Here is an 18,317-nt window from a genome sequence, read left to right as displayed (position 1 = left end):
ACGACGTGGCCATCGCGGACGCGAATAGAACGGCGACCATGGCAGCCGACGCCGACTGTCCGACGGTCGGGGCAGCGGTGACCAAAGACGAGTCTGGAACCGCGCCCGACGCCGTGGCGGGACTCGACGCCGACGTGCTGGCCGTCGTGCCAGCGCACCGAACGGGCGGCCCGGTTACGGCGAGCGAACCGAACAGCGACGCGGCGGGGGCCTATCGCACGCTCGCAGCGAGTCTCCCGGCAGTCGACGCCCAGGGCGTCATCCCGGAGGATTCGACCCCGGAAACGGAAGAATCGGACGACAGAGGCACTGAAGATGGGGTCGAACGGGAGGAGACGGCCTCGCCGTAAAGGCGCGAACGCTTTTGTCGCAGGGCGAGATACTGACCGCTATCCGATGGACCTCGAAGCGATCCCGGGGGTCGGGACGAAGACCGCCGAGCAACTGGCGCAACTCGACGACCCCGAGCGCGCGCTGCGGAACGGAGACGTCGCGGCGATCGCCCGAGCACCGGGCATCTCCGAGGGTCGCGCCGCCCGCATCGCCCGCGCGGCCATCCGCGAGGAACACGACGACCCCGGCGGGTTTCTGGGCACCGGACGCGCCCGCGAGCTCTACCAGGACGCGCTCGCGCTGCTCCAGGACCGCACCGTCACCGACTACGCCGCCAGCCGGCTGGAGACGCTGTACCCGAGCGCCGCCGAGTCCCGCATCGAGGAGGTCCGCGCGTTCGCCGCCGCGGCGATGGACCGCGACGTGGACGACGACGTGCTGGACGCGCTGGCGGCCGTCGAACCGCTCGAAACGCCCGGTGACCTGCACGTTCGGGACCGCTGTCTCGCGACCGGCGACGCCGAGACCTACGCCGAGGCACAGGAGGCGATCCCCGAGGTGAGCGTCGAACTCGTCGACGACGCCCGGAAGATATCCGAACTCGCCCGCGGCTACGCGACCGTGATCGTCTTGGACGAGTCGTTCTCCGGCGTCGACGTCGAGGGCGACGTCCGCGTGAGCCCGAACGCACTGGAAAACCCCGAGGAGGTCGTCCCCGAGCGCGTGCTGACGTTCTTCGCGCGCAACCGCGACCGGATACGGGCTGCCGTCGCAGTGCATCAGGCGGCCGGTCTCGACGCCCCCTGCGATCTCGACTCGCTCGAAGCGGCGCTCGCGCGCCTCGAACCCGACGGGACGGTCAAAGGCGACGAGGAACTCGATCGCCTGACGAACGCCGTCGACGACATCGACGCGGCGGTTTCGACCGCCGAGTCGGTGGCCAACGACCGGCTCCGAGAGGCCATCGAGGAGCAGGACGTGACCATCGAGGGGTCGGACCTACTCTCGCTGGTCGAGCGCGGCGCGGGCGTGGACTCGCTGCTCCAGCGGGAACTCGCCGACGAGTACGCCGACGCCGTCGAGGCGGCCCGCGACCACCTCGTCGACGCGCTGGGGTTGCGCGACACCGAGGCCATCGCCCGACGGGCGTTCCCGGACGAGCCCACGTTTCCCGTCGAACACGAGGAGTCGGTCGTCAGCCGACTGCGCGAAGAGTTGACCGCCGCGCGAGACCGGCGGGCGACGCGGCTCAAGCGCGAGTTGGCCGACGACCTGGCCGACGCCCGTGAGGACGCACGGGCGCTGGTCGACGCGGCGCTCGAACTCGACGTCGAGTTGGCCGTCGCGCGCTTCGCCAGCGACTTCGAGTGTACGATGCCCGAGTTCCGCGGGGACGGGTTCGAGATCGAGGGCGGGCGCTCGCCGCTACTGGACGTCCCCTTCGCCGAGGTCGAACCGGTCGAGTACGGCGTCGACGGCGTGACGCTGCTCTCGGGAGTCAACAGCGGGGGGAAGACCTCGACGCTCGACCTGGTCGCGCTCGTGATCGTCCTCTCCCACATGGGACTGCCCGTGCCCGCCGACGAAGTCGAGATCGAACGCGTCGCGGAACTGCACTACCACGCCAAGACACAGGGCACGCTCGACGCCGGCGCGTTCGAGTCCACGCTGCGAGAGTTCGGCGATCTCGTGACGGGCGTCGGGGGCGAGGCGCGGAGCGCCTCGGAGACAGCGAACGGCGAAGCCGTGAGCGAAAGTGCCGAGGCCGACGGGGGCACGGCCGCCCGGAAGCTCGTCCTCGTGGACGAACTGGAGTCGATCACGGAGCCGGGCGCGAGCGCGAAGATCATGGCGGGCATCCTCGAAGCGCTCGACGAGCGGGGCGCGACCGCCGTGTTCGTCTCCCATCTGGCACGAGAGATCCGCGAGGCGGCCAGCACCGACATCCAGGTCGACGGCATCCAGGCCGTCGGCCTCGAAGACGGCGACCTCAAGGTGAACCGCTCGCCGGTCAAGGGGACGCTGGCGCGGTCGACGCCCGAGTTGATCGTCGAGAAACTCGCCGACGACGAGGCCGACGGGGCGGACAAAGCAGACTTCTACGAGCGGTTGCTGACGAAGTTCGAGGCGTCCCAGGACTGATTGTTCAGCGGTGTGATATCACCGATATGGTTCCGCTCGACCGCCTCCGCCCCCGGAGCGCCCTCCTCGTCCCCACGATCGTCTTCGCCAGTCCCGCGCTGTGGTTTTTGTTCCGCGAGGTGAACCGTCCAGACGTCGGCCGGAGCGGCGGGACAGCCGTCGGCTGGACGGTCGCAGTCGCGGTGGGAGCACTCCTGGGGAGCTATCTCCTTGCCGCCGCGGCGGTCCCGACACTCCAGGCGAGTCGGGCTGGTGACCATCCGGTTGTGCGGGCCGTACTTGAACCGCGACCGACGGCGCGATTGGTGTTTGCCGCGCTGCTCGGTGGCGTGGTCGGATACGTCGGCCTCTCTGCCGTGGCGACGATCCCGGCGCCACTCGATTCCCTCGCGCGGCTGGCCGGCGGACTCCTGGCACTCCCGCTGATCGTGCTGTACGGCGGCGTCATCGTCGTCGCGAACGGGCTCTGGGGCGGGTCTGCACCGGTGTGGCTGGAGTGGAGTGCTGTCGCCGTCGGCGTGATGGCGTCAGTCGTCTGGACGGCCCTGCTTGCCAGCGGTGTGACGGTGGTCGCCGAGGGGTGACGGGCCGATCACGACGGGGGTGAACGGGCGCTGCCCAAGGGGTTAAGTGGGCTCGGAGGCTCGGTGAAAGTGAAATGGCCGACGACCCCGAGGAGGGGATGCTCGGGTGGGACGAATCCGTGTTCCGCAACGAGCACGTCTTCGAGATCGACTATCTCCCGGAGACGTTCCACCACCGGGACTCCCAGATGGAGAGCCTGAAGTACTCACTGCGCCCGGCGGTTCGCGGATCGCGGCCGCTGAACGTCATCGCCCGCGGGCCGCCCGGGACCGGCAAGACCACGGCAGTCCAGAAACTGTTCAGCGAGTTGCGCGCCCAGACGCGGGACGTTCAGGCGGTTCGGGTCAACTGCCAGGTCAACGGCACGCGCTACTCGGTCTTTTCCAGGTTGTTCGAGGGCATCTTCGACTACGAACCGCCATCCTCGGGCATCTCGTTCAAGCGTCTGTTCGAGCAGGTCACCGACCGCCTCGTCGAACAGGAGCAGGTGCTCGTCGTCGCGCTCGACGACGTGAACTACCTCTTCTACGAGAACGAGGCCTCCGACACGCTGTACTCGCTCCTGCGCGCCCACGAGGAACACGCCGGCGCGAAGATCGGCGTCATCTGCATCTCCTCGGACCTGGACCTGGACGTGATCGAGGAACTCGACGGGCGCGTCCAGTCGGTGTTCCGCCCCGAAGAGGTGTACTTCCCGAAGTACGATGAACCCGAGATCGTCGACATCCTCGGCGAGCGGGTCGACCGCGGGTTCCACGAGGGCGTCGTCTCGGCACCCGTGCTCGACCGGGTAGCCGAACTCACTGCCGAGAGCAACGGCGACCTCCGCGTCGGGATCGACCTGTTGCGCCGCGCCGGCCTGAACGCCGAGATGCGCGCGGCCAAATCCGTGAGCAAAGAGGACGTCGAGAAGGCCTACGACAAGGCCAAGTACATCCACCTCTCGCGGGCGCTCCGGGGGCTCTCCGACAGCGAGGCCGCCCTGGCCGCGGTCATCGCCGAGCACTCGGGCGAACAGGCGGGCGACGTCTACGAGGCGTTCCACGAGCAGACCGACCTGGGCTACACGCGCTACTCGGAGATCATCAACAAACTCGACAGACTGGGAATCATCGACGCCACCTACACCGAAGTCGAGGGGCGCGGGCGCTCCCGCGAGTTGACGCTGAACTACGAGCCCGACGCGGTGTTAGAGCGGCTGGAGTGACGCCGCGACTCGCGGGCAGTTCTTTTTCGATCACTTCGACGCCCGGAGCGACGCCGAAATGAGGTCCGCCACGCCGTCGAAGTAGCTGATCCCCCACAGCGCGACCGCGAGCGCGCCGACGGCGTCGAAGACGAGATCAAGCACCGTGTCTCGGAGCCCGTACTGGACGAGAACGGCCTCGTGGCCGAGCAGTGACGCGGCCCCGCCGGCGCCGAACTCGACGAGTTCCCAGCAGACGCCAGCGGCCAGGACGAACAGGACGACACAGACCACCCGAAACGCCGGCGTGAAGGTGACGTCAGTCGACCAGTGATCGACCGCCCGGACGATCGCGTACCCGACGCCGGCGACGAGCGACGCCGAGAGGGTGTGGGTGACCTGATCGTACCAGCCGACCGACCCGTACGGTCCCAGGAGGCCGATCGCGTGGAGGAACGCCGCAGCGGTGATCCACAGCGCCAGTCCGGCGCTAACCGACCGGCCGTACCGCCGGCCGACGACCGTCGGCACGAACGTGACGCCGAGTGCGATTCCCGCGTTGCTCACGACCGCGAGGTCGACGGTCGCGACGCCGTAGACGGTAACTGCGAGCAGGGTGGCCTGCATTCCCCTGACGACGTACCGCAGCCGCGACGCCGAGAGCGGGACGCGGTCCTGTCGTGCCGTGTCGTCGCTCGGCGCAGTCGGTTCGGGGGCCGCCAATCGGCCGACGCGTCGCAGGTACGCCTCGAACGTCACGCCGGCGGCGACCCCGACGACCGTCGCGGCGAGCAGGTCCCACATCAGGTCGGCGTTGCTGGCGAGGTGGGTCGTCCCGGCGACGGCGTCGATCGCGTACTGCGTGATTCCCCACAGCGCCGCGATGGCCATGGTGGTCACGGTCACGAACCCGACGCTGAACCAGGGCGTCATGTCGACGGGCGTGAGCACGTCGAAGTNNNGTCGACGGCGACGGCCAGGGCCAGCGCCGCGACGACGCCGTATCCCGAAAGCGGGACGGCCACACTGGCCGCTCGAGCGAGGAGGAAGCCGACGAGGACGACGAGCAGTTCCCAGGGCAGCATCGCGGACGGATCGCGGCGGACGACCGCCGGGAGCACGACCGCGACGACGCAGCCGAGCGCGAACACCGGCACGAGCGTCTCCCCCGCCCGCAATTCGAGCCCGACGACGAGCAGACACGTCAGCACTGCCATCCACCCCACGACTGCGTTGAGCCGCTCGCCCCGAACGAACTCCTCGATCGTCGTCACAGTCGCCAGTCACGCCGGGGCGATGTATTGGCCTTCTGATTCGTCGCGCGTGCGACCGGGATCAGAACGCCTCGACGTGCGGTCTGAGATCCAGTTCCAGCGTCCAGGCCGAGCGATCCTGCTGGACGAGGTGCCAGTAGTTCTCGGCGACGGCGTCGGGGTCGAGGTAGTCCTCGGGCGACGCGACCTGCTGGTCCGGCGGGCGAACCTGCCCGTCGAGCACGACGTGGGCCACGTGAATCCCCTCGGGACCGAGTTCCCGAGCCATCGATTCGGCCATCCCGCGGCAGGCGAACTTGGCCGCCGAGAACCCGATGGCGTTCTCTCGCCCGCGGACCGACGTGGTCGCGCCAGTGAAGATGATGGTTCCCCCGTCGTGTTCGCGCATATCTGCGACGGCTTCCTGCGAGCAGTGCAGCGCCGCTCGGGGGCCGACGTCGAGCGCCCGGTCGAACTCCGCGTCGGTGACGGCTTCGAGTCCCTTCCAGGGCGCTGCACTGGCGTGGTTGACGAGCACGTCGACCGGACCGAACGACTCGCGGACCTGCTCGAACCCGGCAGCGATGGCGTCGGGATCTGCCAGGTCCGTCGGCACCGCCAGCGCGTCGCCGGCAGTCTCGGACAGCTCGGCCGCCAGCGCCGTGAGATACGACTCCGAGCGGGCGAACAAACCGACTCGACAGCCCTCGGTCGCGAACTTGCGAGCGATCGATTCTCCGAGCCCGGGACCGACACCGGCGACGACGACAGTCCGTGTCATGTCTCGACGTGCGAGCGCCACCGACAAAAGACCGATGTGGACACTATATCAGATATAATACCTGTCCGCGCGCGAGCGAATACGGCCCGGGAGATCGCTCACCACGGCGAGAAACCCGGAAATCGTTGCCGAGAGTAACCGGCCGGAGAGCGCGTGAACCGCGTCGCAGGGGTGCGTGGTTGAGAAGGTCTTACGCACACCACCCAAAGTTAAGACACCCCCTTCCTATTCAACACTTGTATGCCGGAATGTCAGAACTGCGGCGCTTTTGTGACGGCCGCATATGCACGTGTCTTTACACCGAACGGCATCCAGAAACCACGAGTCTGCCCGCAGTGCGAAGACAAGATTCGCGACGGCGCCGACGTCCGACAGGCGCGGTCGACGCGACGCGGGTAACGAAAGAGGGCTCCCCCACCTCTCGTCTCTCATCTACTGATTTTTCGGCGCACCCACCGACCGAGTCACCACTGTCGCGTCAGTCGAGTGCCGTCTCCAGCAGCGACTGCGCTTCCGCGAACACGTCGTCGGCTCGCGATTGCTCGCGGGCTTCGGCCGTGATGCGGACCAGCGGTTGGGTCCCGCTGGCACGCAGGAGGAACCAGCCGTCGCCGAGGTCCACGCGGACGCCGTCCAGCGTCGACACGTCGTCGTACGTCTCGTGGACGCGGTCGCTGACGCGCTCCATCACCGCCGCCTTGTCCGCGACCTCGACGCTGTCTCTGCGGATGGGGTAGGTGTCGACGGCGGCCGTCCGTGCCGACAGCGGTCGCTCACTCGCGAGTTCGGCCAGCCGACAGGCCGCAAGCGGCCCGTCCGGACAGAGCGTCGCGTCGGGCCAGATCCAGGCCCCGCTGGGCTCGCCGCCGAACGCGACGCCCCGGTCGGCCACGCGCTCGGCCACGTAGACGTCGCCGACCTTCGTCCGAGTGACCTCGACGCCGCCCTCGGCCAGGTAGTCGTCGACCGCGAGGCTCGTGTCCACCGGCGCGGCGACCTGTTCGCCCTCGCTGGCGGCTGCCCTGGCGAACAACGCCAGCGTGACGTCTCCCGAGAGGTAGGTTCCGTCACCGGCCACGGCGCGCATCCGGTCGGCGTCGCCGTCGTGGGCGATCCCGAGATCGGCGTCTGACTCGGCGACCAGCGCGGCCAGCGACGTGCAGTTCTCGGCGGTCGGCTCCGAGGGACGACCCGGGAACGAGCCGTCCGGTTGGGCGTTCAGCGTCTCGACCTCGCAGCCGAGTCGCTGGAGGGCGTCGACCGTCACGCCGCCGGCCCCGTTGCCGACGTCGACGACGACCGAGAGATCCTCGTCCACGTCCACGGCGTCGACGAGCGCCTGGACGTGCCGTTCGTGGGCGTCGGCCGACTCGCGGTCGCCCAGTCCGGTCCAGTTCTGGAGGTCGGCAGCGTCAGTTTGGATGCGTTCGCTGATCGTCTCCCGACGCGACTCGTCGAAGGCCTGGCCGCTGGGCTGCCAGAGTTTGAGGCCGTTGTCCTGCGGCGGGTTGTGCGAGGCAGTGACGGAGACACCCGCGTCGGCGTCCTCCCAGCCCACGGCACGGGCGACCGTCGGCGTGGCCGCGATCCCGAGGTCCAGCACGTCGGTGCCGGACTCGCGGAGCCCTGCAGTGAGGGCGTCGACGAGTAGTTGACCGCTCTCGCGCGGATCGCGACCGACGACCACGCGATCAGCGTCGATACCGACGGCGCGCCCCACCCGGAGCGCCAGGTCGGCAGTGACGTCTTCCCCCACTGGCCCGCGAATACCGCTGGTTCCGAACATACGCGAGTCGACGGGTGAAGGGGTGAAAAGTATCCGGCTCTTTCCCCGGTACTTTTGTCCACCGAGGGGGTTCCCTCGCCCATGAAACGCGGTGGGAGCGAGGCGGCGAAACGGCAGGCTGGAGAGTCGGCAGCGACGGTCGTCGAGGACGGAGCGGTCGTCGGCCTCGGCACCGGGAGCACGACCGCACACGCGATCAGAGCACTCGGCGAGGCCGTCGAATCTGGGTTGGACGTTCAGGGAATCCCGACGTCCTACCAGTCGCGGGAACTCGCCCGCGAGGTCGGCGTCCCGCTGACGACGCTCGACGACGCCAGTCCAGACGTCGCCATCGACGGCGCGGATCAGGCCGCGAACGGCGACCTCGTCAAGGGCGGCGGCGCGGCACACGCCCGCGAGAAACTCGTCGCCGACGCCGCCGATCGGCTGGTGATCGTCGTCGACGACTCGAAACTGGCCGACGCGCTGTCCGTGCCCGTTCCGGTCGAGGTTCTCCCGGACGCTCGCACGCCGGTGGCCGCCCGCATCAGCGAACTCGGCGGCGAGCCCGACCTCCGGGCCGCAGAACGCAAGGACGGTCCGGTCGTGACCGACAACGGCAATCTCGTCCTGGACTGTGACTTCGGCACCATCGACGATCCGGTCGGGCTGGCGACGACGCTCTCGGCGATCCCGGGCGTCGTGGAACACGGGCTGTTCGTCGGGATGGCCGACGAGCTACACGTGGGGAGTGCCGACGACGTCACGGTCCAGCGGTTCGACTAGCGGCGGCGTCTCAGTCAGGATTTTTCAGCGCTCGTCCCCATCTCGACCCCGAGTCCCACTGCGGTGAGTCCGACACCGAAAACCAGCAACTGGAGTGCATACTCTTGCTCGTTCGACAGCGGGAGTCCACCGTGTACACCGTATTTACCGACGGCGAATGGAAGGATCCCAGCGAGGATTCCCCAGAGTTTCTCTGGCCCTTGCCCATTCCAGACCTCCCACTGACGGGCAGTAAGCCACCCACCGAGTGCCCAGGTGAGTGCCAACAGAACGAGCAACTGCCCGTCTCTGAAACCCACGATCCACAACAGAACGACTGGAAACCCACCGAGCAACAGGCCGAACTTCGGGCGAAACCACTCTGGCATATCCTTCCCCCGTCGAGAAGGTGTCACTGTAAGCAAATATCGCTATCGACTGATGCAGTCGCTACTGGGCTCGAAAAATATTGAGAAGGTAGCCCTGCTTATAGGTCGCGGGGCTGAACGGTTTTTCGGTCGTTCTCCTCTGCACGACGCGCTGCGTCATCGAGCAGCTCGGCGACCTCGTCGTCGAGGGCGTCGTAGAAGTCAGAGGCAACGTTCATGTCATCGAGCGCTTCTTTCACGGCGGCTTTGACAATCAGGTCTGCCATACACCCGGCCATTCCAGAGGGGGATTTATATACTTTCCTGATTGTGCGGTTTCTCGCCGGTATTCACGGGGGTTTGAGCGGTTGTACCGGCCATTCCACACTTAAAGGGGAGGGCTAGTATTTAAACAATTCGGCCAATCATCCGTTTTCGGAGAGTTCGAGGGCGCTCTGTGGGGTCGGCAGACCGCTCGCGCGCGCTCCCCGCGCGGTTCGCGCGCACTCGTCGTCACGCCCAAAAGCGATGGGTAAGAGTACTTCGAGCGTCGAGGAGAGGTATGCGCGAATTGCTCGAAGCAGTCGCGGCCGGCGACCTCTCGCCAGCCGAGGCGGAGGCGGAACTGGCTGGCTACGCGTCGAGCGAGGGCGGGCGGTTCGACGCCGCTCGCGAGACCCGGGCCGGCGTGCCCGAGGCGATCCTCGCCGACGGGAAGACGCCGACGGAGGTCGCCGATCTCGCGACGACTGCCGTCGAGACGACCGGACGAGCCATCGCTACCCGGCTGACCGCCGACCACGTGACGGCAGTCCGTGACCACCTGGGGAGAGAACACGCTGACGTCACCGTCGACTACGACGAGCGCGCTCGGATGCTGGTCGCCCACACGCCCGCGTTCGAGCGCCCCAGTCTCGCCGCCACGGTCGGGATCGTCACCGCCGGCACCTCCGACGCCATCCCGGCGGGCGAAGCCGCGATCATCGCCCGGGAGATGGGCGCGAGCGTCGAGCGCGTGGACGACGTCGGCGTCGCCGGCATCGCCCGCCTGCTCGACCGGCTGGAAGAGTTACGCGAGTACGACGTGCTCATCGTCGCGGCTGGTCGGGAGGGCGCGCTCCCGACGGTCGTCGCTGGCCTCGTCGACACACCGATCATCGGCCTCCCGGTCTCGACGGGCTACGGGTACGGCGGCGAGGGCGAGGCCGCACTCCTTGGCATGTTACAGTCCTGTACGGCCCTGACCGCCGTCAACGTCGACGCCGGCTTCACCGCCGGGGCACAGGCCGCGCTGATCGCCCGTGCAGTCGACGCGGCGTGGGACGCGGACCCTGCCTGAACGCCGAGAAAACCGGCAACATCACCGGATTCGAGGAGGCGTGCGGGGGACACCCAACAGGTTCGGTACCGTCTATTTATCCACTCACTGCTTACAGATCAGCGTCGGCAGCGTCCCTGCCGGCAGAGCCCAATGCCAAAGTGCAACCACTGTAGCGCGCACGTGTCCGAGCAGTTCGCTCGGGTCTTCGCGGACGAATTCGGACGGGTCCACGCCTGCCCAAGCTGCTCGGCGAACGCTGGCATCGCCGAGGTCGCCCGCGAGCGCGCCAAGGCATGAGTGCCACCGTTCCGACACGAATCGTGGGATAACCACCACGCGAAGCCCCTCATGATACGACGCGCATCCACGGACCGGCCGTCGGCCGGTCGGACGGAACACTCACGGTCCGGTCCCGTCTGCGTCCAGGTGTGAGCGACGGTCACTACGTGTACGTGCTGCGCTGTGCCGACGACACGCTCTACACCGGCTACACGACCGACGTCGAGCGACGCGTCGCGGAACACGACGCCGGCGAGGGCGCGAAGTACACGCGCGGGCGCACGCCAGTCGAGTGCATTCACGTCGAGTCCTACGAGACGAAATCGGCGGCGATGAGCCGCGAGTACGAGATCAAACAGCTCTCTCGTGCTGAGAAAGAGCGGGTGGTAGACAGCGAGCGGGAGTAGAAGCCGTAACTTATCGGTTTGTCTGGAGTTGCTGTGCAGTGAGTACACCAGCATCCGCGCGAGCGAAGCGAGGCGCGACCGACGGGAGCGCCTCGGCAAGGCGAGCGGTGGAACCGCGAGCCAGCGAGCGCGGTTCACTCCAGACGAGCGTAGCGAGTCTGGAGCAAGTTTTAGTCCAGGTTTTGGAAACGGGGGTTCCCGCAGGCCCGTCAGGGTCGAGGACACCCCCGTTTGTAAAAAGTGGTCAGTGACGGGAGGTTTTTCACCTGGGGACGGGGACAGAGAGTATGGACGAAATCGCGTTCGGGACCGACGGGTGGCGGGCGACGCTGGAGACGTTCACCGACCGCCGCGTCCGGATCGTCGGGCAGGCCGTCGCAACGTATCTCCGCGCGGAAGGCAACACGGGGACGGTTGCAGTCGGCTACGACGCCCGCGAACACTCCAGAGGCTTCGCCGAGGAACTGGCCCGCGTACTCTGTGCGAACGGCTTCGACGTCCTGCTCCCCGAGCGGGACACCCCGACGCCAGTCGTCGCCTGGACGGTCCGCGAGCGGGACCTCGCAGGGGCGCTCCAGGTGACCGCCTCGCACAACCCGCCGGAGTACAACGGCGTGAAGTTCATCCCCGAGGACGGCGCGCCGGCACCGGCCGCCGTCACCGACGCCATCGAGTCGAACCTGGCCGAGCCGGATCCCATCGACGAGAGCGAGTTCGGCGTCGTCCGCGAGGAAGACCTCGTCGAGCCGTACGTCGACCACGCACTCGAATTCGTCTCGGCGGACCTCGACGGGCTGACGGTGGCCTACGACGCGATGCACGGCAGCGGCCGAGACGTGACCGACCGAATCCTGGACGCCGCGGGCGCGGATGTCGAGCGCCTGCGCTGTGACACCGATCCCGAGTTCGGCGGCGGGTCGCCCGAGCCGAGCGCGGAACGACTCGGCGACCTCGTCGAGCGCGTCCAGACCGGGGACGCGGACCTCGGCATCGCCAACGACGGGGACGCCGACCGCATCGGCGTCGTCACGCCGGACCGTGGCTTCCTCGACGCCAGCCTCTTTTTCGCCGCCGTCTACGACTTCCTCCTCGGCGGCCACGAGGGGGCCGCGGTGCGGACGGTCTCGACCAGCAGCATCGTCGACCGGGTCGCGGAGGCCCACGACGAACTGGTGTACGAGACGCCGGTCGGCTTCAAGTGGGTCGCCGAGGCGATGGCCGACAACGACGCGCTGATGGGCGGCGAGGAGAGCGGCGGCTTCGGCGTCCGCGGTCACGTCCGCAACAAGGACGGCGTCATCGTGGCGCTGCTGGCGGCCGCCGCCACGGCCGACCGTCACCTCGACGAGCGGGTTCGCGAGCTCGAGGCCGAACACGGCGAGATTCACCAGGACCGCATCAGCGTGGACTGCCCGGACGACCGGAAAGCACCAGTCATCGCCGACCTCGACGGCGCGCTCCCCGACGAGATCGCGGGCACGGCCGTCGAGCGCGTCAACGACGTCGACGGGTTCAAAATCTTCCTCGCGGACGGCTCCTGGCTGCTCGTCAGGCCCAGCGGCACGGAACCGAAGCTCCGCGTCTACGCCGAGGCCACGAGCGCCGAACGCGTCGAGAACCTCCTCGTCGCGGGTCGCGGGCTGGTCGAACCGCTGGTCTAACTGGTCTCCACGTCGGTTTCGGCGGTCTCCAGCACGCCCCGATAGCGGTCGCCGCCGCCCAGCGGTTCGACGGCGAACCCGAGAGAATCCCAGAACGGGCGCACTCGGCGGTCGAACTCGGCGACGAGTCGCTCACGGTCGGCTGCGGCGGCCTCGACGAGCGCGGTGGCGATGCCCTGGTCGCGGCGCTTCTGCCGGACGGCGACGGCCTCGATCTCCTCACCAGCGAGGAGACACGCGCCGAGGATGCGGTCCCCCTCGACCGCGAGCAGCAGGTCACCGCGGTCGATGGCCTCGCTGACGGTCTCGGCGTCCGTTTCGAGCATCGCGCTGTCGAAGACCGTCATGACGGCGGGTCGATCGTCCGATGTGGCTTCCTGAACGTGCATCTGTTACCTCTGGTCACCCGCCCTGGATGAGCCGGAGGACGCGGACGTGGTCGGCTTCGACGGGGCGGTCCTCCGGCACTGGCACCCCGTCGACCATCACCGACACCTCGTGCGGACTGTAATCGACGGCCGCGAGCAGATCCGCGTACGTGGGCTCGGACCCGTCGAGTGCGCCGACGTCGACCTCGTAGGTGTCCTCGCCGACGACTTCAACCGTGACCATACGTGGAGTTCGCTGTTCGCGGCCTTGAGCGTGTCGACGCCGTGCCTGGGTAGCACGTCGGGACGGCACCGAGACCGAACGCCAGGAGCCGACGCACCCGTCCCGGACCGTTTAAGACTCGCCCCCGCCTGTCACCGGACATGAGCGAGGCCGACACAGAGTCGCGGGCCAGGCGGGACGAGATCTGGATCGAGAAGTACCGCCCGGAGACGCTCGACGACATCGTCGGACAGGAGACCATCACCGAGCGCCTCAAAAGCTACGTCGCCCGGAACGACCTGCCCCACCTCATGTTCAGTGGACAGGCCGGAATTGGCAAGACCACCTCAGCACAAGCCATCGCCCGCGAACTGTACGGCGAGGACTGGCAAGAGCACTTCCTCGAACTCAACGCCTCCGACCAGCGCGGGATCGACGTCGTCCGCGACCGCATCAAGAACTTCGCGCGCTCCTCCTTCGGTGGGTCGAACTACCGCATCATCTTCTTAGACGAGGCCGACTCGCTGACCTCCGACGCCCAGTCGGCGCTCCGCCGAACCATGGAGGAGTTCTCGAACAACGTCCGCTTCATCCTCTCGTGTAACTACTCCAGTCAGATCATCGACCCGATCCAGTCGCGGTGTGCGGTCTTCCGGTTCTCGCCGCTCAGCGACGACGCCGTCGAGGAACAGGTCCGAATCATCGCCGAGAACGAGGACATCGAGGTGACCGACGACGGCGTCGACGCGCTCGTCTACGCCGCCAGCGGCGACATGCGCAAAGCGATCAACGGGCTCCAGGCCGCCGCCGTCACGGGCGAGGTCGTCGACGAGGACGCCGTCTACGCCATCACCTCGACCGCCCGCCCCGAGGAGATCAAGGAGATGGTCACCGAGGCCCTGGAGGGCGACTTTCTGGCCGCCAAGGCGACGCTGGACGAGTTGCTCACCGACGAGGGGATCGCCGGCGGCGACGTCATCGACCAGCTCCACCGCTCGGTCTGGGAGTTCGATCTCGACGACCGCGCCGCGGTGAAGCTGCTCGACCGCATCGGCGAAGCCGACTACCGCATCACAGAGGGTGCGAACGAACGCATCCAACTCGAAGCGCTGCTCGCCTCACTCGCGCTCGACGACTGATTCGCGACAGTTGTTGCTATTTTTATAAGTTTCGGATTTTCTAATTTTGCGGCCAGGAATATCGTATCCCGGCAGTAATGTAGCGCCTGAGAGGAGAAAGGCTGATATATATTCACTTCTGACTGGCCGAACGTCATATCACTATAAATCATGAAGGTTTATTATGGTCCGCATCGACGAAGGGAATGAGGACGAAATCCAATGACGAACAGGCCTCGACCCGACGAAATCGACCCGATGGTGCCAGACATGTCTAACAAGATGCTTCGCGCAGACGGTGGCATCGTTGCGGTAGCCGAATCGTCGGGACGCTCCCGCTACCACCGCGACGAGGCCGACGCACCGCTCGTTCCGGATCTGTCCTGAACGACCACCCGACCTTCTCACGGTTTCCCGGTCCGGTAGCCGCGGCGCTCGCCGTCGGTCCCCGTCAGTTCAGCCGCCAGAGTTCGTAGTTCAACACCGCGGCGAAACTGACCCACGCGAGATACGGCACGAGCAGCAGCGCCGCGCGGCGGTCGATCCTGGCGAAGGCGGCCAGGGTGGCGACGATCCCGACCCAGAGGACGGCGATGATCACCAGACCGCCGAAGGGATCGCGCAGCCCGAAGAAGACGCCCGACCAGGCGACCTGGACGACGTACTGGGCGGCGAACAGACCCAGTGCGACCCGGACGCGTCGGTCGTCCAGGCCGACGCGCCAGACCAGCCAGGCGGCCACGCCGAGCAGGGCGAACAGCGCCGTCCAGACGGGCGCGAACACCCAGCTCGGCGGCGTGAACGCGGGTTTCGTCAGGGAAGGATACCAGGACGTGACCCCCGACCCCGAGAGGAGGTTACCCGAGGCACCGACGAGTTCGCAGACGAGGATCGCGAGCGCGAGCGAGCCGAGCGGTCGCCGATTCGGGAGTGGCGCGTCAGCGTCACGGGAGACACTCGCCATACGTGAACGTCGTGGTGCAGGGCCAAGAACGCTGGCGTGGGTTCCCGAGAGATGGCCGCGAGGACCGGACAGCGACGGCGGCGATACGTTCGACCGGGGCGACGAGACGGACCAGGTGCGACAACGCTTCGACTGTTCGGAACTGTTTTAGGCTCCGATAGGCGACAATAGACCAACGAATGAGCTTAGAGGAGGAGTACCAGCTCCAGTACTTCGAGGACGAGGGCTTCCATCGACTGGAATGCTCGGAGTGTGGGGCTCATTTCTGGACGCGGGACGGGGACCGACAGACTTGCGGCGAACCGCCCTGTGCTGAGTACAGCTTCATCGACAACCCCGGCTTCGAAGAGGAGTACACCTTGGAGGAGATGCGCGAGGCGTTCCTCTCCTTCTTCGAGGAGAACGGTCACGAGCGCATCGAGCCATATCCGGTCGCAGCCAACCGCTGGCGCGACGACGTCCTGCTCACGCAGGCGTCGATCTACGACTTCCAGCCGCTGGTCACCTCGGGTGAGACGCCGCCGCCGGCCAATCCCCTCACGATCTCCCAGCCCTGCATCCGGATGCAGGACATCGACAACGTCGGGAAGACCGGCCGGCACACGATGGCCTTCGAGATGATGGCCCATCACGCGTTCAACGCGCGCGAAGACATCGAGGACCCCGACCAGTACGCCTACGAGGGCGAGGTCTACTGGAAAGACGACACGGTCCGCTACTGCGACGAACTGTTCGCGTCGCTCGGTGCGGATCTCGACGAGATCACGTACATCGAGGACCCGTGGGTCGGCGGCGGCAACGCCGGCCCGGCGATCGAGGTCATCTACCGCGGTGCCGAGCTGGCCACGCTCGTCTTCATGTCCATGGAACAGGACCCCGAGGGCGAGTACGAGATGAAAGACGGCAACCGCTACAGCCCGATGGACACGTACATCGTCGACACGGGCTACGGGCTGGAGCGGTGGACCTGGATGAGCCAGGGCACCCCGACCGTCTACGAGGCCATCTATCCCGAGATGATCGACTTCCTCAAGGACAACGTCGGCATCGACCACACCGACGAGGAAGAGTCGATCATCCACGACGCCGCGCGGCTCTCGGGCAACCTCGACATCGACGACGTCGACGACGTGGAGGCCGCCCGCGACAACATCGCCGACCAGGTCGGCGTCTCCACCGCGGAACTGCGCGACCTCGTCGAACCCCTCGAAGACATCTACGCCATCTCGGACCACTGCCGCGCGCTGGCGTACATGCTCGGCGACGGCATCGTCCCCTCGAACGTCGGGACGGGCTATCTCGCCCGGATGGTCCTCCGGCGTACGAAACGGCTGTGTGACAACGTCGGCGTCGACGCGCCGCTGGACGAACTCGTCGACATGCAGGCCGAACGGCTCGGTTACACGAACCGGGACACCATCCGCGACATCGTCCGGACGGAAGTCGAGCGGTACCGCGAGACGCTGGACCGCGGCGGTCGCCGGGTTCGCCAGCTCGCCGACGAGTACGCCCAGAAAGGCGACCCGATCCCCACGAGCGAACTCATCGAGCTGTACGACTCCCACGGCATCCAGCCGGACATGGTCGAGGAGATCGCCGCCGAGAAGGGCGTCGACGTGGCCATCCCCGACGACTTCTACTCCCTCGTGGCAGAGCGCCACGGCGGCGGCCAGGCCTTCGAGGACGACGAGGAAGAGCCGTACGCCGACCGCATCGCCGAGTTGCCCGACACCGACCGGCTGTACTACGAGGACCAGCAGCGGACGGACTTCGAGGCAGTAGTACTAGACGTCTTCGAGCGCGAGGGCGGCGAGTACGACGTGGCGCTCGACCAGACGATGTTCTACCCGGAGGGCGGTGGCCAGCCCGCAGACCACGGGACGCTCTCGACGGACGACGTCACCGCCGAAGTGACCGACGTCCAGATCACCGAAGGCGTGATCCTCCACCGGACCGACGAGGACCCCGGCAAGGGCGAGTTCGTCCGCGGCCAGGTCGACGCCAAGCGCCGCCGGCAGTTGATGCGCCACCACACCGCGACCCACGTCGTCGGCTACGCCGCCCGACAGGTCCTGGGCGAGCACATCCGACAGGCCGGTGCCCAGAAACACACCGACAGCGCCCGGCTGGACGTGCGCCACTACGAACCGATCTCGCGCGAGGAGGTCAAGGAGATCGAACACCTGGCCAACGAGATCGTCATGGACAACAGCACGGTCAGCCAGGAGTGGCCCCACAGAAACGAAGCCGAGGCCGAACACGGGTTCGACCTCTACCAGGGTGGCATCCCGCCGGGTGAGCAGATTCGCCTCATCTACGTCGACGAGGACGTGCAGGCCTGCGGTGGGACCCACGTCTCCCGCACCGGCGATATCGGCGCCATCAAGATTCTGGGCACCGAGCGCATCCAGGACGGCGTCGAACGCATCACCTTCGCGGCCGGCGACGCCGCCATCGAGGCCACCCAGGAGACCGAAGACTTCCTCACCGAGGCCGCAGAGATCCTCGACGTGAGTCCGCCGGACGTCCCCGAGACGGCCGAGCGCTTCTTCACCGAGTGGAAAGAGCGAGGCAAAACCATCGAGGAGCTCAAAGAGGAACTCGCGGAAGTCCGCGCGGCTGGATCGGACGCGGGCGAAGAGGTCGACGTCGGCGGCACGACCGCCGTGATCCAGCGCCTCGACGCCGACATGGACGAACTCCGGGCGACGGCCAACGCCATCGTCGACGAAGGGAAGATTTCAGTCATCGGCAGCGGCGTCGACGGCGCGCAGTTCGTCGTCGCCGTCCCGGACGAC

The 18,317-nt window shown here is 67.4% G+C and carries 21 protein-coding genes (1 of these 21 running past the window's edge); 13 read left to right on the top strand and 8 right to left on the bottom strand.

Features of this window, described 5'->3' with window-relative positions; all coding sequences use genetic code 11:
* From ACFR9U_RS06830 to ACFR9U_RS06815, 4 genes are all read left to right on the top strand, one after another.
* On the top strand, positions 1-350 hold the end of the coding sequence (locus tag ACFR9U_RS06830; RefSeq protein ID WP_379814017.1) for a MinD/ParA family ATP-binding protein. The gene continues 412 nt to the left of window position 1, outside the view; 350 of the gene's 762 nt are visible here — the last part of the coding sequence; its start codon lies off the left edge, out of view; it ends in the stop codon at positions 348-350.
* Between the two features lie 46 nt (positions 351-396).
* Complete coding sequence (locus ACFR9U_RS06825; RefSeq protein WP_247379183.1) at positions 397-2,475, top strand: helix-hairpin-helix domain-containing protein; 2,079 nt, start codon at positions 397-399, stop codon at positions 2,473-2,475.
* A gap of 26 nt (positions 2,476-2,501) precedes the next feature.
* Positions 2,502-3,059: a hypothetical protein gene (locus ACFR9U_RS06820; protein WP_247379185.1), complete on the top strand. Its 558-nt coding sequence runs from the start codon at positions 2,502-2,504 to the stop codon at positions 3,057-3,059.
* Between the two features lie 74 nt (positions 3,060-3,133).
* Positions 3,134-4,267 (top strand): ORC1-type DNA replication protein, encoded by a 1,134-nt coding sequence (locus tag ACFR9U_RS06815; RefSeq protein WP_247379187.1) that lies wholly within the window; start codon positions 3,134-3,136, stop codon positions 4,265-4,267.
* A gap of 30 nt (positions 4,268-4,297) precedes the next feature.
* Here ACFR9U_RS06815 and ACFR9U_RS06810 read toward each other — a convergent pair whose 3' ends face one another.
* Both ACFR9U_RS06810 and ACFR9U_RS06805 read right to left on the bottom strand, forming a co-directional pair.
* Positions 4,298-5,197 (bottom strand): DUF2238 domain-containing protein, encoded by a 900-nt coding sequence (locus tag ACFR9U_RS06810; RefSeq protein WP_379814015.1) that lies wholly within the window; start codon positions 5,195-5,197, stop codon positions 4,298-4,300.
* Between the two features lie 384 nt (positions 5,198-5,581).
* On the bottom strand, positions 5,582-6,280 hold the full coding sequence (locus ACFR9U_RS06805) for an SDR family NAD(P)-dependent oxidoreductase (protein WP_247379191.1): 699 nt from the start codon (positions 6,278-6,280) through the stop codon (positions 5,582-5,584).
* A 240-nt stretch (positions 6,281-6,520) separates the two neighbouring features.
* Here ACFR9U_RS06805 and ACFR9U_RS21360 point away from each other — a divergent pair, with 240 nt between their 5' ends.
* A complete protein-coding gene (locus tag ACFR9U_RS21360; RefSeq protein ID WP_428222015.1) occupies positions 6,521-6,679 on the top strand; it encodes a DUF7563 family protein in 159 nt (52 codons plus the stop codon).
* 79 nt (positions 6,680-6,758) lie between these two features.
* Here ACFR9U_RS21360 and glmM read toward each other — a convergent pair whose 3' ends face one another.
* Positions 6,759-8,066: a phosphoglucosamine mutase gene (glmM, locus tag ACFR9U_RS06800; protein WP_247379193.1), complete on the bottom strand. Its 1,308-nt coding sequence runs from the start codon at positions 8,064-8,066 to the stop codon at positions 6,759-6,761.
* An 81-nt stretch (positions 8,067-8,147) separates the two neighbouring features.
* Between glmM and rpiA the strand changes: the two genes are divergently transcribed.
* On the top strand, positions 8,148-8,831 hold the full coding sequence (rpiA, locus tag ACFR9U_RS06795) for a ribose-5-phosphate isomerase RpiA (RefSeq protein WP_247379195.1): 684 nt from the start codon (positions 8,148-8,150) through the stop codon (positions 8,829-8,831).
* Positions 8,832-8,845: 14 nt separating this feature from the next.
* On the opposite strand, the gene ACFR9U_RS06790 is transcribed toward rpiA, so the two are convergent.
* Together ACFR9U_RS06790 and ACFR9U_RS06785 are read right to left on the bottom strand one after the other, a co-directional pair.
* Entirely contained in the window at positions 8,846-9,199 is a 354-nt protein-coding gene (locus tag ACFR9U_RS06790) for a hypothetical protein (protein ID WP_247379198.1), read from the bottom strand.
* Positions 9,200-9,297: 98 nt separating this feature from the next.
* The gene (locus ACFR9U_RS06785; protein WP_247379200.1) at positions 9,298-9,465 is read right to left on the bottom strand and encodes a DUF1931 domain-containing protein; all 168 of its coding nucleotides are present in this window, start codon (positions 9,463-9,465) and stop codon (positions 9,298-9,300) included.
* Positions 9,466-9,740: 275 nt separating this feature from the next.
* Here ACFR9U_RS06785 and larB point away from each other — a divergent pair, with 275 nt between their 5' ends.
* From larB to ACFR9U_RS06770, 4 genes are all read left to right on the top strand, one after another.
* On the top strand, positions 9,741-10,517 hold the full coding sequence (larB, locus tag ACFR9U_RS06780; RefSeq protein WP_247379202.1) for a nickel pincer cofactor biosynthesis protein LarB: 777 nt from the start codon (positions 9,741-9,743) through the stop codon (positions 10,515-10,517).
* A 132-nt stretch (positions 10,518-10,649) separates the two neighbouring features.
* Positions 10,650-10,796, top strand: a complete 147-nt coding sequence (locus ACFR9U_RS21355) for a DUF7563 family protein (RefSeq protein ID WP_428222016.1) — start codon at positions 10,650-10,652, stop codon at positions 10,794-10,796.
* Positions 10,797-10,927: 131 nt separating this feature from the next.
* A complete protein-coding gene (locus ACFR9U_RS06775) occupies positions 10,928-11,185 on the top strand; it encodes a GIY-YIG nuclease family protein (protein WP_247379204.1) in 258 nt (85 codons plus the stop codon).
* 287 nt (positions 11,186-11,472) lie between these two features.
* Positions 11,473-12,846 carry a phosphoglucomutase/phosphomannomutase family protein gene (locus ACFR9U_RS06770; protein ID WP_247379206.1) on the top strand — a complete coding sequence of 458 codons (1,374 nt, stop codon included), beginning with the start codon at positions 11,473-11,475 and terminating at the stop codon, positions 12,844-12,846.
* On the opposite strand, the gene ACFR9U_RS06765 is transcribed toward ACFR9U_RS06770, so the two are convergent.
* Positions 12,843-13,193 (bottom strand): GNAT family N-acetyltransferase, encoded by a 351-nt coding sequence (locus ACFR9U_RS06765; RefSeq protein ID WP_247379208.1) that lies wholly within the window; start codon positions 13,191-13,193, stop codon positions 12,843-12,845. The two genes, ACFR9U_RS06770 and ACFR9U_RS06765, sit on opposite strands and share 4 nt — an antisense overlap.
* Positions 13,194-13,248: 55 nt before the next feature.
* On the bottom strand, positions 13,249-13,458 hold the full coding sequence (gene samp2, locus ACFR9U_RS06760) for a ubiquitin-like small modifier protein SAMP2 (RefSeq protein ID WP_247379210.1): 210 nt from the start codon (positions 13,456-13,458) through the stop codon (positions 13,249-13,251).
* Positions 13,459-13,598: 140 nt separating this feature from the next.
* Here samp2 and ACFR9U_RS06755 point away from each other — a divergent pair, with 140 nt between their 5' ends.
* Positions 13,599-14,576, top strand: coding sequence for a replication factor C small subunit (locus tag ACFR9U_RS06755; protein WP_247379212.1), 978 nt, complete (start codon positions 13,599-13,601; stop codon positions 14,574-14,576).
* A 201-nt stretch (positions 14,577-14,777) separates the two neighbouring features.
* Positions 14,778-14,942, top strand: a complete 165-nt coding sequence (locus tag ACFR9U_RS06750; protein ID WP_247379214.1) for a hypothetical protein — start codon at positions 14,778-14,780, stop codon at positions 14,940-14,942.
* 64 nt (positions 14,943-15,006) lie between these two features.
* Here the strand turns inward: ACFR9U_RS06750 and ACFR9U_RS06745 are convergent, their stop codons facing one another.
* Positions 15,007-15,519, bottom strand: coding sequence for a TspO/MBR family protein (locus ACFR9U_RS06745; protein WP_247379216.1), 513 nt, complete (start codon positions 15,517-15,519; stop codon positions 15,007-15,009).
* Between the two features lie 179 nt (positions 15,520-15,698).
* Here ACFR9U_RS06745 and alaS point away from each other — a divergent pair.
* On the top strand, positions 15,699-18,317 hold a 2,619-nt coding region (alaS, locus tag ACFR9U_RS06740; RefSeq protein ID WP_379814008.1), incomplete at its 3' end, for an alanine--tRNA ligase.

The organism is Halorientalis brevis (assembly GCF_042678165.1).
GTDB lineage: Archaea > Halobacteriota > Halobacteria > Halobacteriales > Haloarculaceae > Halorientalis > Halorientalis brevis.
This window is presented reverse-complemented; position numbering and strand designations above follow the sequence as displayed.

Bases quoted from the DNA above. Each gene is read 5' to 3' on its own strand.
- ACFR9U_RS06770 (WP_247379206.1), top strand. From the start codon at position 11,473: ATGGACGAAATCGCGTTCGGGACCGACGGGTGGCGGGCGACGCTGGAG.
- ACFR9U_RS06820 (WP_247379185.1), top strand. From the start codon at position 2,502: ATGGTTCCGCTCGACCGCCTCCGCCCCCGGAGCGCCCTCCTCGTCCCC.
- ACFR9U_RS06750 (WP_247379214.1), top strand. From the start codon at position 14,778: ATGACGAACAGGCCTCGACCCGACGAAATCGACCCGATGGTGCCAGAC.
- ACFR9U_RS06745 (WP_247379216.1), bottom strand. From the start codon at position 15,519: ATGGCGAGTGTCTCCCGTGACGCTGACGCGCCACTCCCGAATCGGCGA.
- ACFR9U_RS06785 (WP_247379200.1), bottom strand. From the start codon at position 9,465: ATGGCAGACCTGATTGTCAAAGCCGCCGTGAAAGAAGCGCTCGATGAC.
- samp2 (WP_247379210.1), bottom strand. From the start codon at position 13,458: ATGGTCACGGTTGAAGTCGTCGGCGAGGACACCTACGAGGTCGACGTC.
- ACFR9U_RS06755 (WP_247379212.1), top strand. From the start codon at position 13,599: ATGAGCGAGGCCGACACAGAGTCGCGGGCCAGGCGGGACGAGATCTGG.
- ACFR9U_RS06790 (WP_247379198.1), bottom strand. From the start codon at position 9,199: ATGCCAGAGTGGTTTCGCCCGAAGTTCGGCCTGTTGCTCGGTGGGTTT.
- ACFR9U_RS06825 (WP_247379183.1), top strand. From the start codon at position 397: ATGGACCTCGAAGCGATCCCGGGGGTCGGGACGAAGACCGCCGAGCAA.
- ACFR9U_RS06815 (WP_247379187.1), top strand. From the start codon at position 3,134: ATGGCCGACGACCCCGAGGAGGGGATGCTCGGGTGGGACGAATCCGTG.
- larB (WP_247379202.1), top strand. From the start codon at position 9,741: ATGCGCGAATTGCTCGAAGCAGTCGCGGCCGGCGACCTCTCGCCAGCC.
- ACFR9U_RS21355 (WP_428222016.1), top strand. From the start codon at position 10,650: ATGCCAAAGTGCAACCACTGTAGCGCGCACGTGTCCGAGCAGTTCGCT.
- rpiA (WP_247379195.1), top strand. From the start codon at position 8,148: ATGAAACGCGGTGGGAGCGAGGCGGCGAAACGGCAGGCTGGAGAGTCG.
- glmM (WP_247379193.1), bottom strand. From the start codon at position 8,066: ATGTTCGGAACCAGCGGTATTCGCGGGCCAGTGGGGGAAGACGTCACT.
- ACFR9U_RS06765 (WP_247379208.1), bottom strand. From the start codon at position 13,193: ATGACGGTCTTCGACAGCGCGATGCTCGAAACGGACGCCGAGACCGTC.
- ACFR9U_RS06805 (WP_247379191.1), bottom strand. From the start codon at position 6,280: ATGACACGGACTGTCGTCGTCGCCGGTGTCGGTCCCGGGCTCGGAGAA.
- ACFR9U_RS21360 (WP_428222015.1), top strand. From the start codon at position 6,521: ATGCCGGAATGTCAGAACTGCGGCGCTTTTGTGACGGCCGCATATGCA.